Genomic DNA, 12,787 nt, shown 5'->3' with positions numbered 1-12,787 from the left:
GAGGTGCCGCGTACGCTGGCCGAGTGACACCCCCGGACGAACTCGCCGACCTTCCGTACGCCGATCTGCTGCGTCCTCACACCGGCCCGCTGGCCGTCGAAGGGGACTACGACACGGTCCACTTCGACCGCCTCGCCTTCGAGGACGACGCGGCCAACGGCTCCCGCTTCCTGGAGTGCGCGGTCACCGACTGCACCTTCACGGACACCACCCTGCGCCGGTCCCGGATCAACGACCTGTGGGCCACCGGCAGCCGCTTCACGGGCGTCTCGCTCGCCGAGAGCGACTGGCTGGACTCCTCGCTCACCGCCTGCTCGCTGGCGGGCGTGGAGGCGTTCGGAGCCGTCCTGCGCCGGGTCACCTTCCGGCGCTGCAAACTGGACTCCGTGAATCTGCGCGCCACCGCCCTGCACGACGTGGCCTTCGAGGACTGCGTCCTGCGCGACGTCGACTTCGGCGAGGCCAAGCTGAACGGGGTGACCTTCCCCGGCAGCAGCATCGAGCGCGCCCGGCTCGGCCGCGCGACGCTGAAGAAGGCCGACCTGCGCGGCGCGGTCACCATCGACCTCGCCGACGGATACGAGTCGCTGCGCGGCGCCGTCATCAGCTCCTCGCAGCTTCTCGACCTCGCCCCCGCGCTCGCCCAGACCCTGGGCATCACGGTCACGGACCGATAGGAGAATTCACTCATGAGCAACCCCGTAAGCCTCTACGACATCCCCCTGAACACCATCGACGGCGACCCCACCACCCTCGGCGCCCACGCGGGCAAGGCCGTCCTGGTGGTCAACGTCGCCTCCAAGTGCGGCCTGACCCCGCAGTACGAGGGCCTGGAGAGGTTGCAGAAGCGCTACGCCGACCGCGGCTTCACCGTCCTCGGCGTGCCGTGCAACCAGTTCGGCGGACAGGAGCCCGGCACCGCCGAGGAGATCCAGACCTTCTGCTCCACGACCTACGGCGTCACCTTCCCGCTGCTGGAGAAGGCGGATGTCAATGGCGCGAACCGGCATCCGCTCTACGCCAGGCTGACCGATGTGCCCGACGCGGCCGGAGAAGCCGGTGACATCACCTGGAACTTCGAGAAGTTCCTGGTCAGCGCCTCGGGAGAAATCGTCGGGCGTTTTCGGCCGCGGACCGAGCCCGAGGCTGCGGAGGTCGTTGGGGCGATTGAGGCACAGCTTCCGTCGTGACCTTGCCACGTGCTTAGATGCGCGATTGCGCCATGGCAGAATCCGGCCGGTCCGTGGACATTGTCCGGATCACCCTGTTCCTGGTTCGCTCTTCTTACCGCCCCAAGCGAGGAAGGGACAGCGGCAGTGCAGGAGATTGATTTCCGTAGCGGACACCTTTGTGTCGAGACGGACCCTGCCCTGTGCGTTCCTTGCCAGGAGCGGTTGGATCGGCAACTCGCCTTGCTTCCCCGGGTATACGGCGAGTTGGAGGTGGCACTCGTACCGGCGCCGAACTCCGGCGACCGACTGACCGGCACTGCCCGGCCCGGCATCCCCCTGAACGGGCCGGCTGTCGAGGCGCGCGCCGCCATACGAGGCACACTCGCCTCCTGGGCCGATCTGATTGTCGAGGGCCGCACCGTCCGTCTCCCCCTACGGACGGTGCCGGCCCTCGCGGCCTTCCTGCGCCGCCACCTCGGCTGGCTCGCCGTACATCCGGCAGCCGAGGACGCGGCCACGGACATCGATGAACTGGTGCGGCGGTCCCTGCGGATCGCCCGCCCCTGTCAGGAAGTGACATCGGCTCCCTGAGCCCCCAGGATTCCCCCCACAATGCAGGAAACGCTGTACGGCCCGTGAATATCGCTCACGGGCCGTACAGCGCTGTGCGGGTCTTGGCGGGTCTTGCGGTGCCGGGGTCCGGCGGGGAAACCAGGACCTGGTGGCGCGGAGAGCTCGGGGAAACTAAACCGACAGTGATGACACGGTCACATCGGTCGGGGCGATATTCGGGAACCAGTTCCCGGCGGGGACGGCGTTCGGGAACCAGTTGTCGGGGGAGACGGCCACGGCGCTGGGGAACCAGTTCACGGGTACGGCACCCGGGAACCAGTTGTCGGGGGATACGGCGCTCGCGGTGGGGAACCAGTTCGCCGGTACGGCGTTCGGGAACCAGTTGTCCGGGCCGGTGTCCGCGCTGGCACCGGGGAACCAGTTCGCGGGCTGAGCACCGGGGAACCAGTTGTCCGGGGCCACCGACGTGTCCGCGGGTGCACTGGGCGCCGGAGCGGAATCCGAACCGGCGTCGGCGAAGGCGACGGTTGTTCCGATAGCCGACGACAGAGCGAGCACCAGGGCGGCGACGGCGGAAATCTTGGTCGTGTGCCGGATGCGCGACATCGTGATCCTTCGTTGGGAGGGCAGGCGCTCAAGGGGGTGATAGGTACGCGTAGCCCTGCCGATGATGTCAAAATCGGACAGGGCCAGGCCAGATTCCGGTTGTGCGTAAGTGCGCAATGGCGCGAATGCGCAGGTCAAATTAGCCCATGGGCCGCAGCGAGGACTCCCGCCTGGAACCGGCTGTCCGCCTGGAGATATCGCATGATCTCTGATACCAGGCGACTCACAGTGCGCAGGGACACCCCTAGTTTGCGCGCGATCCGCTCATCTGTCAGCCCGTTGGCCAGAAGTCGCATCGTCGTGCGGTGCTGTTCGGTCAGCTCGCCCCCCGAGTCGAAGCTCCCCGCCGACTTCGCCGAGTACGGCACCGCGCGCAGCCAGCAGTCCTCGTAGAGCGCCACGTACGACCGGACCAGGGCCGCGCCGCGGACGATGACCGCGGGGCCCGAAGGGTTGTCGGGATTGGCCGAGACAAGCGCGCTGTGCGAATCCGCTATCAGGAGGTCGAAGGGGACCTGGGTCGCCAGCCTGACCTCGACTCCGACCGCCGAGAGTTCCGTCAGGTATTTACGTTGACGTGGCGCGGAATTAATGCTCTGCCCGTATACGGCGCGGACTTTCACGCCCCGCTCGATAAGCGCGCTGTCCGCGGCGATGGAATGCACGAGAACTTCGGCGGGCGGCAGCGGTCCCGGATGCATCGAACCGGTGGATTCCGTGATGCGCGCATTGAAATCGCCGATGGACTGCCGCTTACGGTTTTCCCCGATGAGGAGTTCCACCTCGATCTCCGCCGCGTCGCGCAACACCGCGGGGCGGTAGCGCTCCATCAGCGACTCGGCCGCCCGCACGATCGAGGACAACTCGTCGCGCTGGGCCTGGAGCGCCTCGCGCTGCCGGGCCAGCAGGCCGATCAGGGCGGTGTCGGGCTCCACCGAATCGACCTCCTCCGGCACCCGACCGGCGCGTATGAGCCCCAGCTCCCGCAGCTCCGACCAACCGGCCCTGGCCTCGGCGTCGGTCAGCCCGATGCCCGCGGCCGCCTTCTCCGGGGCTATGGATCCGTTGGTGCGCAGCGTCTGGTACAGAGCGAGACCGATGTCCTCGGCATCCGCCCCGCCACTGCGAACAACTCCCGCCACGGCTAGCCCCCTCTCGTCACCGCGGACCGGTCCCGTGGGTCGGCCCGCGGCGTGCCGACAGCACCCGAAGCGACTCTAGCAACGGTTCTGTCCTAAGCCGGCGGACGAGTGTTCGCCGCCGGTTCCATGAGTGCTTCCAGGAGTGAGGGGTATTACCGGCGCGGCCCGGCGACCGGAAGCCCGCAAGTGCGACTTTTCCGGTTGCACATCGCCTATTCGTCGCCCGCGTCGAATGGGTGCGGAGGCGCAGGGCGCCAACGTGGGAAACATCCTCTTGGGCACACGTCGGCATGTCAATACCTGTTTTTGACACTGGCCACCGCATCGTCGCACCTCCACGCATACATGGTCGGGCACCATCGGTCGCCACGCCAGTGACCCTCACCCCGGCGGGCGCGCGCCGCCCGCCGTGTGATGCGCTGGGAGAGAGACGGAAAAGGGGTGCGGACCGATGGGACAACCGGTTCCCGTGGCGTTGATCGGCGCGGGCAAGGTGGCGCACGCGGCGCATCTGCGCGAGATGCGCGACCTCCCGGAGCTGCTGCGCCCGGTCGCCGTCATCGACCCCGATCCGGCGCACACCGCGGCCGTACGGGCCTGGTTTCCCGGTACGCGGGCGGGCGCCGGGTCCTGTGCGGCGGACGGGGCCGGTGGGGTGACACCGGCCGGAACCGGGAGCCCGGTCGGTGGCGTGCGCCCGGCGGACGGTGTCGCCGTCTGCCGGACGCTGGACGAGGCGGTACGGGCCGGGGCGCGGGCCGCGCTGGTCTGCACGCCGTGGTGGACGCACCGGGACGTGGTCCTGGGGTGTCTGGAACGGGGCCTGCCGGTGCTCTGCGAGAAACCGGTCAGCCTCGACCTCGCGGAGATCGACGAGCTGGCGGCGGCCGAGCGGCGCTCGGGGGTGCCGGTGGCGGCGGGTTACATGAAGCGGCACGACCCGGTCGTGGCCCGCTTCCTCGACCACTGCCGGGAGCACCTGCCCGCCGTCCGCCGGATCACCGCCGACATCCACGACCCCAACGCGCCGCACCAGGTCGAGCACCTGCTGCCGTATCCGCCGCCGCCCTTCGGCCCGCAGCCGCCGCCGGCCGAGGCGGCGCTGGCCCGCGCGCTCGGCCCCGGAGCGACGGAGGTGACGGCGGTGGCGGAGGCGACGGAGGCGACGGAGGCGACGGCGGGCGCGGCGGTGGCGGCGCGGCGGCGTGAGGCGTACGCCCGCGGCCTCGGCGGCTCGCTGATCCACCAGGTCAATCTGGTGCACGCGATCCTGGCGGGCGGGGACCTGCGGCTGCACGGGCGGCTGCTCGACGCCACCGGCTGGGCGGGTACGAGCGCGGTGAGCGCGCGCTGGCGCCCGGCCGACGGCCTGCTGGTCGACCTCACCCATGTACGGCTGCCCGGGCACCGCCGCTACCGGGAGACGCTGGAGTGCGTGGCGGAGGACTCGGTGGCCACGCTCACCCTGCCCTCGCCGTACGCCCGCGACGAGGCGGCCACTCTGCACGTCGACACCTGGGACGCCGGGCCGGGCCTCGGGACGCGGCGCACGTACACGGCGGAGCCGGGGCGTACGGGTTTCCGTCGGCAGCTGGTGGCGTGGGCGGGGAGCCTGCGCGGGGACGGCAGCGGCGGGGCCGGGGTCGGGGTCGGTGCCGGGATCGGGGTCGGCGGGGGTGTCGAGGGCGGCGTCGGGGGTGGTGCCGCGCTGCCCGGTCTGCGCGAGGTCAGGCAGGACACGCTGGCCGTCCGCGAGGCGGCGCTGCGCCTCACCTGACCCACGAGGGCCATCCGTCGGCTGCTGTCACACATTGGCCTAGACCTATTGCTGCGGCCTGTAGTCAACGGCTAACGTTCGATCACGGCGCGCGGCCCGAACAGCTCTGATCTGGACGTCTGATCCGCACACGCAAGCCCCCTTCCCTCCCCCCGCAGGCGCTTTCGCCTGCCCGGAAAGGAGTTGTGCACATGACCAAGCGACTGATGGCCCGCACCGGAACACTGGTGGCCACCGCCCTGCTCGGCCTCGGCGTCTTCGCCGGCGCGGCCCAGGCTTCCCCGCCGCCCGGCAGCGGCTTCATGTTCATGGGCTACTTCCCGACCTACGCGTCGTGTGTCGCCCAGGCACAGGCCAACGCGCCCATCCACGGCCCGGTCTACATCTGTGAGTTGGGCACCAACAACTTCTACCTGCTCTGGATGCACTGACCTCGCGTCAGGCACAGGGCGAGGCGGGCCGGTCGTTCACGGGGGCGGCCGACTCGCTCGTACGAAGGGGTGTTCCGCCGACCGGGCGGGGCGCCCCTCGGCGTTCTCCCCCAAGTCCGCGGGTCCGCGGGTCCGTAGGGCCGTACGTCGGTACGTCGGTACCTCCGTACGTGCCGCGAGGCCGTGTCCGCGTCACGTACGCACGCTCGCCGTCAGACCTCGTGGCGGTCGGCGGCCGGGTGGTCGAGGGCGACCCTGGCCAGATCGACGCGGGAGCGGACGCTGAGCTTGCGGTAGGCGCGGGTGAGGGCGGCCTCGACGGTCTTGACGCTGATCACCAGGGTCGCGGCGATCTCCCGGTTGCTCGCGCCGCGCGCCGCCAGCGCGGCGACCCGGCGCTCGGCGTCGCTGAGCGCGGTGAGCGGCGCGGCTCGGTCGTGCGCACGGCCCGGCGGGTCGACGCGATCGTACCCGCCGAACCCGTCGTACCCGCCGAACCGGTCGAGCCGGTCATCGCGGTCGACGCGGTCGGCCTCGGCGTCGGTCAGCGCCAGCCACGGGTGCGCGCGGGCCGCGCGGAAGACCCGCGCCGCCGCGTCGAGCGCGGCCCGCGCCGCCCGCGGATCGCCGCGCCTGGCGTGCAGCCGGCCCAGCGCCAGCCGCGCCCTGCCCTCCTCCAGCGGATACGGCAGCGCGGTCAACGTGGTGACGGCCGCGCCGAGTTGGGCCACCGCCGCGTCCGAGTCGCCGCGCGCCTCGGTGACCAGCGCGGCGGCCCTGTCGAGCACGGCGAGCAGCCCGCGGCGGCCGAGCCGGGCGGCCTGCGCGCGGGTCGCGGCGACCAGGTCGGCGGCCTCGTCGGTGGCGCCCGACCTGACCAGTGCTTCGGCGAGATCCGCCTGCCAGCGGCGCATCGCCGGATCGCCCTGCCCCTGTCCCGTCTCCAGCAGCCTGGCCCGCTGGAGCGCGTGCACGGCCGCGGCCGTCTCGCCGCGCAGCAGCCGCACATGGCCCTCCGCGTGCAGCGCCCTGGGCAGGAAGAGCTGGTCGTCGTCGTCCTCGCTGTGCCGTCTGGCCCGGTCGGCGGCGGCCAGCGCCCGTTCCGTACTGCCGCCCGCCGCCTCCGCGAGCGCGACCGCGTACCAGGCGGGGCCCTGGCTCAGCCCGCCCTGTTCCGCGATCCGCAGGCTCTGGTGTGCCAGGTCGAGGGCGCTTTCGCAGCGGCCCCGCAGGATCTCCACCTGGGCGAGGCCCGACAGGCACTGGCACAGGCTCTCGGCCGAGCCGCGCCGCCGTACCGTGTAGACCAGCGCCCGCAGTTCGGTCCGCGCGTCGTCCAGCCGGTCGTGCAGCAGATGGCGGCGGTGCTTGAGGAAGACCGGGCCGTTGTGGTCGAAGAGCACGCGCGGGTCCTGCGGCCCCGCCAGCGCGGCGGCCAGGGTGTCCTCGGCCTCCGGGCGGCCGAGGTAGAACTCGACGGCCGCCTGCTGGCTGAGCGCCGACAGTTCGGTGCGGCGGTCGCCCGCGCTCCTGGCCAGTACGGCCGAACGCGCCGCGTGCGTATGGGCCTTGACCGCCGTGCCCTCCACCATCCAGGCCCGCCAGCTCATCCGGTGGTGCAACTGGGCCAGCAGCCGCGGGTCGTCCCGCGCGTCCTCGAGCGCCTGCGGGAAGACGTCCGCCACTTCGGCCATCGCCTGGCCGCACGAGTCCACGATGACCATCCACGCCCTGACCCGGTCCGCGGGCCTGCCCGGTTCGGCCGGCGGTTCGTGCAGCACTTCGTGCGCGATACGGCGGGCCAGCGGGTAGTCGCCCGCCGCGACCGCGTCCTCCGCCGCCGTCAGCAGCCGGTCGGTCTCGGCCGCCGCGTCCCCCGGCGGAGTGCGGTCGGCCGCGAGCCGCCCGAGTCTCGCCGCGGTCGCGGGGGAGCCCCGGCGGCGCGCCGCGGTCGCCGCCGCCGACAGCGCGGCGGCCACCTCCGCGTCCCAGCCGGGCGTCAACGACGCCAGGTGGTGGGCCCGTTCGACCGGATCACCGGCCGCCGCCGCGAGCGCCGTGTGCACCCGCCGCCGCTCGTCGGGCTCCGCGTCCTCGTACACCACCCGCGCCAGCAGCGGCGGTACGAAGCGCACCGCCCCGCCGTCCGGCACCGGCTCCACGACCCCCTGCCGTACCGCCTCGGCCAGTTCGGCCACCGCGTTCTCCCGCCCCGCCCGGCGCAACAGCCGTACGGTGGGCCGCTCGGCGGCGCTCGCGGCGAGCACCGTGGTCCGCGCCCCGGCCGTGAGACCTGACACCCGGCCGAGCAGCGACTCGCGCAGTGAACGGGGTACGGGGAGCGGCCCCGCGGTCTCGCCCTCGCCGAGCGCGCGGGTCAACTCCAGCGCCACGTAAGGGTTTCCGCCGCTCTCGGCGTGCACGCGGGCCGCCACCGCGCGCCCGCCGAGCAGTTCGGCCACCTCCCGCTCGGTCATCGGCGGCACGTCCAGCACCGCGGCCCCTTCGGCTCCCGTCCACGCGGCGCCGTCCGCGCGGAGGGCGACGGCGGTGGTCAGCGGCAGGCGGGCGGCGCGGCGGGTGGCGAAGGCGAGGAGGGCGGCGGTCGGTGCGTCGAGCCACTGGACGTCGTCCACGGCCAGCAGGACGGGGGAGCGGGCGCAGAGCGCGGTGAGCAGGCGGAGCAGGGCCAGACGCAGGGTGAGCGGGTCGGGGGGAGCGGCCCCGGCCGCTGCGGGCGGGCGGCGCAGGGCGGCGCGCAGCGCGTCGCGTTCCGGCGGCGGGAGGTCGGCGAAGGCGGTGTCCCCGACGTCGGACAGCAGGTCGATGAGGCCGACGTACGGCAGGTGCCGCTCGGCGGGGGAGGGCGCGCAGCGCAGGACGCGGTGGCCGGCCGCGGCGTGTTCGTCGGCCAGCGCCGTCAGCAGGGTGCTGCGGCCGATTCCGGCGGGGCCGGTGAGCAGGACACCGGCGCCGCCGCCGAGTGCGGCCCGCGCGGCGGTCATCAGCGCGGCGCGGCTGCGGACCGCAGCCCGCCTCGTGGGGGTGGGGCGGGCGGCGGTCCTGCCTGCGGAACGCGTCGCTTCTGTCATGCCCGGGGCCCTCCCGACACGGCGTGGGCCCCGATCATCAGCTTCGATCGTGCACCTGTCAAGAAGGCGTGACGGTCGTCGGAGGCGTCGCGTGTGGGGCACCCCGTCCGGGAACCGCCGCGGCTCCCGGACGGGGGCGAGAAGTGAGGGGCCGGGTCCCGGCCGGGCCTGGACCCGGACCCGGCCCCTCGGCCTTGAGGGCCGGCGGCCCGGGGCCCGTGGCGCGGCCCCAGCCGTCGATCCGCCGGACAGGCCCTAGCCGTCGATCCGGTGCTGCGTCCAGAAGGACGTCAGGTCGACCGTGGTCGCCGCCTGGGCCGCGGCCTTGAACTCCGCGGTGGTGGAGACGCCGTACCAGTGCGACTGCGCGTAGCCGCGCAGGAGTTGGGTCATCGCGGTGTCACCGATGAGGCGCCGCAGGTCGTGCAGGGCGCACTTGCCGTAGTTGTAGACGACCGTGCCGTAGCGCGAGGAGTGCGCGTCCCAGTACGCCATCGAGTTGGTGATCTTCTCGGCGGAGGACGCCCAGGAGACGCTGTTCCAGCAGCTCGCGCCGGTCTTGCCGAGCGCCAGGTCGGTGGAGTAGTCCGCGAACGACTCGTCCAGCCACGGGCTGTTGTACTCGTCGTCGCCGACGATCCCGTACCACCACTGGTGCCCGATCTCGTGGGTCAGCGCGGTGGTGTCGACCAGGTCGAGCACGAAGCCCGGGTACTCCATCCCGCCGAACCAGAAGTTGTTGTCCAGCACCGCGTCGATCTCGCTGTACGGGTAGGCGCCGAAGCGGCCCGCGTGCGCGTCCACCGCGTTCTCCGAAACGGTCAGCATGGAGTTGGAGTTGGCGGTGCTGATGCCGCTCACCGCGTACACGTTCACCTTCACGCCGCCCGGCGACGTACCGGAGACCTTGCTGAACGGGCCCGCGGCCCAGGCGAAGTCGCGGACCTTGCTCGCCGTCGCCTTGGTGACGGTGCGGCCGGAGGCGCCGGGGGTGTCCACCGAGGTGCCGGTCGCCGGGACGGAGATGCCCGTCGGGTGGTCGAGCGTCACCGAGAAGTCGGCGGCCAGCGAGTAGAACGCCTCGCCGTTGTTGGTGTACGGGTCGAGGTGCCAGCCCGCCGCGTCCCGGATCGCCAGCACCGGCAGCGCGTTGCCGATGAAGCTGAAGGAGCCGTCCTTACCGAACCGGTCGGCCCCGCTGGGCACCACGATCTTCAGGTCGAACCCGACCGTGCCGCTCTGCCCCTGGGCCAGCGCCGCGGGCAGCGTCACCTTCAGCGCGGTGCAGTTGACCGTCAGGGCGGACGCGGTGCCGCCGGTCACGTTGGTGACGGTGATCGGCGTCGTCGGGCAACTGCCGTGGTAGTTGTCCCACAGCCGCAGGTACACCTCGGTGAGCGGCGTGGCCGAGGCGTTGGTGAAGTTCACGCTCTCGTGGCCGTTCCAGGTGCCGCCGGTCGTGTCGCTGGTCAGGCTGACGGTGTACGCGGGCGCCGCGGGCGTACGGGTCGCGTCGGCCGCCGGGGGCGGTGTGGTGTCGCCCGAGGTGTTCAGCGCGATGTCGTCCAAGACGAAGCTGGTCTGGAGGCCGGAGTCCTCGGTGCCGGTGAAGGCCAGGGTGACGCTCTGCCCGACGAACGCGGACACGTCGACGGTCCGCTGCACATAGCCGGTGGCCGCGTCGAGGTTGGAGTACGTCGCCAGCGTGGTGCTGCCGATCTTCGCGGTCAGCTTGTCGTAGGCGGTGGTGGTCGTGGTCTCCGCGGTGTCGATGTGCAGCCAGAAGGTCAGGCTGGCGGCCGAGCACCCGGCGGGGATCGTGACGGCCTGCGACAGGCTCTCGGTGTGCGTGGAGCCGTACCCGTTCAGCCAGGCGAACTGGGTGCCCGCGTGCGCGCTCTGCCCGCCGCCGGTGGTGATCACTCCGGTGGAGCTCGTCCAGGGTGAACTGCCGGATTCGAAGCCGCCGTTGGCGATCACCTGGGTGGGGGTGCAGGCGGCCGGGGCGGCGTGGGGGGCGGTCCGTGGGGGTGGTGCGGCCTGCGCGGGCGCCGCGGCGACCGCGCCGCCCGCGACGAGGACGCCCGCGGCGGCGACCAGGGACAGAAGTCTGTTTCTCATCGGATCCTCTTGTGGGGTAGGCGGATGAGCCGACGGCGGAAGGTCGGAAGGCGGGTGGCGTGGGTGGCACCCCGGGTGGGAGTCTGCACAGTGCGCTCACAGGAAGTAAGGCCCGCCGGAAATCCGTAGGGATATCCCTATGCGCGCGGCTTCGAAGCGACATCGAAGCGGGCTCGAAGCGGCTTCGGTGCCACGCGCAATCGTATGAGCGCGCGCGGCGCCGATTCGCGGGTGCCGAATGCCCGCGTGTCGAATGACCCGACATGTGCCGCCGGCACGCGCGTCCACCGGGCTGACGGAGCGTCAATGAGAAGCGGGAGCGCTCCCGCGCGAATTGCGACCGGCTTTCAACCATGTCACACAACTGCCCCTCTGGCCTGGGGAGTTGACGCATCGCCGCTGCTAAACCTGGATCAGGGTGTCACGTATGTGGCGTAGGTCACGTGATTGCCTCGCCTGAACCGGGCGGCGAACAGCCCCCGTTGTTTACTGTCGGGGAGTGGGCGGAGCGTCAATATCCGGCCGATCACCGCGAGCTCATGAAGCCCGGCGAAGGGAGTGACGATATGAACGGTCAAATTCGGTCGGGCGATTGGCGTGTTCAGCCCATTCGGCACCTTCTGCGTTGAAGGTCTTCATTGGGAGTTGGGGAGTAGCGTGTACGGGGACAAGCTTCTTACTGACCGTCAAGGATTGAGTCGGTTCGACAGGGGACGGGGTGGCGGCGCGGGTCTCGCGCCACTGGAGCGCTCGGCGCTCAGCACCCTCACCCCCCGCGAGCGCGAGGTACTGAGCGTCATGGGCTTCGGCGAGGGCAACAGGGCACTCGCCTCCCGGCTCGGTATCGCCGAGCGCACCGTGAAGGCGCATCTGACGAGCATCACCCGGAAGCTGGGGCTGCGCTCCAGGGTCGAGACGGTGCTCGTGTCACTGGAGTGGGCCGAGGATCTACGCCGCGTGGAGTGACATCCGCACGGACCCTGTGAAGCGCCCCGCGGCAAGGCCCGCCGCCCGGCACGGCACAGGGGCCGTCGTGCGGTACGCGGCGTGACCGCGTTCCCCCGCGCTCACCCGCGCGAGGTGATCACGCCGCCGACGCGACGGCGGCGAAGCGCAACGCCACCTGACGCCATACGTCGGCCGCGGCCGCGTCGTCCCGCACGGCGGCGCGGTGCAGCTCGTCGCGGTCCACGCCGTGCCGCCGCAGGCGTTCGACGTTCCACCCGCGGATGCGGTCCGCCGTGGTCTCCGGGTGGAACTGGACGCCCCAGGCGTTCTCGCCGACCCGGAACGCCTGGTACGGGCAGCGCTCGCTCTCGGCCAGCCACCGCGCGCCGTCGGGGAGTTCGACGATGGCGTCCACATGGTTCTCGATCGCGGTGGGATGCTCGGGCAGCCCGGTGAACAGCGGATCGTCCGCCGCCTCCTGACGCAGCGTCAAGGTCGTGCTGCCGAATTCGGGCCGCCCGTGCTCGCCGCGCACCGCGCCGCCCGCGACCTGCGCCAGCATCTGGCCGCCGAGGCAGATCCCGAACACCGGTGTGCCGGCCTCCAGCGCCTGCCGCACCAGCTCGCGCGTGGCCGCCAGCCACGGGGCCCGCTCGTCGTCGTCGGGCAGATAGCCGCCGCCGAGCACGATCAGGGGGCGCCGCCCCAGCCGCTCGGGCACCTTCTCGCCGTCGTACGCGGCGACCACGTCCACGCCGACGCCGCCCTCGCCGAGCCAGCCCTCCCATCGGCCGGGCCCTCCGGATGCCCCGTGCTGCACCACCAACGCCGCCGTCACGCCCGTACCTCCGCTCGCCCGCCCGTCGTCCGCACCCATGATCCCCCGCGCCCCGCTCCGGAGCCACCCTGCCCCCTGTGACCCCCG

Annotated in this window: 11 protein-coding genes; 6 read left to right on the top strand and 5 right to left on the bottom strand. The window is 72.1% G+C overall.

From position 1 onward, the window contains the following. Positions 1-23: 23 nt before the first annotated feature. The 3 genes from ACIOC1_RS06825 (at position 24) to ACIOC1_RS06815 (ending at position 1,763) form a co-directional block, all read left to right on the top strand. Positions 24-677, top strand: coding sequence for a pentapeptide repeat-containing protein (locus tag ACIOC1_RS06825; RefSeq protein WP_401852413.1), 654 nt, complete (start codon positions 24-26; stop codon positions 675-677). 12 nt (positions 678-689) lie between these two features. Beyond that, entirely contained in the window at positions 690-1,190 is a 501-nt protein-coding gene (locus ACIOC1_RS06820; RefSeq protein ID WP_401852410.1) for a glutathione peroxidase, read from the top strand. A gap of 126 nt (positions 1,191-1,316) precedes the next feature. Beyond that, positions 1,317-1,763, top strand: coding sequence for a hypothetical protein (locus ACIOC1_RS06815; protein ID WP_188281773.1), 447 nt, complete (start codon positions 1,317-1,319; stop codon positions 1,761-1,763). Positions 1,764-1,916: 153 nt separating this feature from the next. On the opposite strand, the gene ACIOC1_RS06810 is transcribed toward ACIOC1_RS06815, so the two are convergent. Both ACIOC1_RS06810 and ACIOC1_RS06805 read right to left on the bottom strand, forming a co-directional pair. Continuing rightward, positions 1,917-2,351 (bottom strand): hypothetical protein, encoded by a 435-nt coding sequence (locus tag ACIOC1_RS06810; RefSeq protein ID WP_391044452.1) that lies wholly within the window; start codon positions 2,349-2,351, stop codon positions 1,917-1,919. Between the two features lie 134 nt (positions 2,352-2,485). After that, positions 2,486-3,493 (bottom strand): LuxR C-terminal-related transcriptional regulator, encoded by a 1,008-nt coding sequence (locus ACIOC1_RS06805; RefSeq protein WP_188281775.1) that lies wholly within the window; start codon positions 3,491-3,493, stop codon positions 2,486-2,488. Between the two features lie 451 nt (positions 3,494-3,944). Between ACIOC1_RS06805 and ACIOC1_RS06800 the strand changes: the two genes are divergently transcribed. Both ACIOC1_RS06800 and ACIOC1_RS06795 read left to right on the top strand, forming a co-directional pair. Then, positions 3,945-5,270 carry a Gfo/Idh/MocA family protein gene (locus ACIOC1_RS06800; protein ID WP_401852406.1) on the top strand — a complete coding sequence of 442 codons (1,326 nt, stop codon included), beginning with the start codon at positions 3,945-3,947 and terminating at the stop codon, positions 5,268-5,270. 191 nt (positions 5,271-5,461) lie between these two features. Continuing rightward, positions 5,462-5,701, top strand: coding sequence for a hypothetical protein (locus ACIOC1_RS06795; protein WP_355344375.1), 240 nt, complete (start codon positions 5,462-5,464; stop codon positions 5,699-5,701). 212 nt (positions 5,702-5,913) lie between these two features. Here ACIOC1_RS06795 and ACIOC1_RS06790 read toward each other — a convergent pair whose 3' ends face one another. Together ACIOC1_RS06790 and ACIOC1_RS06785 are read right to left on the bottom strand one after the other, a co-directional pair. Next, positions 5,914-8,793, bottom strand: coding sequence for an AAA family ATPase (locus tag ACIOC1_RS06790; RefSeq protein ID WP_401852404.1), 2,880 nt, complete (start codon positions 8,791-8,793; stop codon positions 5,914-5,916). A 255-nt stretch (positions 8,794-9,048) separates the two neighbouring features. Beyond that, positions 9,049-10,914 carry a M1 family aminopeptidase gene (locus ACIOC1_RS06785; RefSeq protein WP_401306402.1) on the bottom strand — a complete coding sequence of 622 codons (1,866 nt, stop codon included), beginning with the start codon at positions 10,912-10,914 and terminating at the stop codon, positions 9,049-9,051. Between the two features lie 693 nt (positions 10,915-11,607). On the opposite strand from ACIOC1_RS06785, the gene ACIOC1_RS06780 reads away from it, so the two are divergent. Next, positions 11,608-11,880, top strand: coding sequence for a LuxR C-terminal-related transcriptional regulator (locus ACIOC1_RS06780; RefSeq protein WP_355344366.1), 273 nt, complete (start codon positions 11,608-11,610; stop codon positions 11,878-11,880). 118 nt (positions 11,881-11,998) lie between these two features. On the opposite strand, the gene ACIOC1_RS06775 is transcribed toward ACIOC1_RS06780, so the two are convergent. After that, entirely contained in the window at positions 11,999-12,739 is a 741-nt protein-coding gene (locus ACIOC1_RS06775; RefSeq protein ID WP_391161574.1) for a glutamine amidotransferase-related protein, read from the bottom strand. Positions 12,740-12,787: the final 48 nt, after the last annotated feature.

Origin of the sequence: Streptomyces sp. NPDC088197 (assembly GCF_044741185.1) — a bacterium.
Lineage (GTDB): Bacteria > Actinomycetota > Actinomycetes > Streptomycetales > Streptomycetaceae > Actinacidiphila.
This window is presented reverse-complemented; position numbering and strand designations above follow the sequence as displayed.

Excerpts from the sequence above, each read along its gene's own strand:
- ACIOC1_RS06820 (WP_401852410.1), top strand. The coding sequence starts at position 690 with ATGAGCAACCCCGTAAGCCTCTACGACATCCCCCTGAACACCATCGAC.
- ACIOC1_RS06810 (WP_391044452.1), bottom strand. The coding sequence starts at position 2,351 with ATGTCGCGCATCCGGCACACGACCAAGATTTCCGCCGTCGCCGCCCTG.
- ACIOC1_RS06800 (WP_401852406.1), top strand. The coding sequence starts at position 3,945 with ATGGGACAACCGGTTCCCGTGGCGTTGATCGGCGCGGGCAAGGTGGCG.
- ACIOC1_RS06795 (WP_355344375.1), top strand. The coding sequence starts at position 5,462 with ATGACCAAGCGACTGATGGCCCGCACCGGAACACTGGTGGCCACCGCC.
- ACIOC1_RS06790 (WP_401852404.1), bottom strand. The coding sequence starts at position 8,793 with ATGACAGAAGCGACGCGTTCCGCAGGCAGGACCGCCGCCCGCCCCACC.
- ACIOC1_RS06785 (WP_401306402.1), bottom strand. The coding sequence starts at position 10,914 with ATGAGAAACAGACTTCTGTCCCTGGTCGCCGCCGCGGGCGTCCTCGTC.
- ACIOC1_RS06775 (WP_391161574.1), bottom strand. The coding sequence starts at position 12,739 with ATGGGTGCGGACGACGGGCGGGCGAGCGGAGGTACGGGCGTGACGGCG.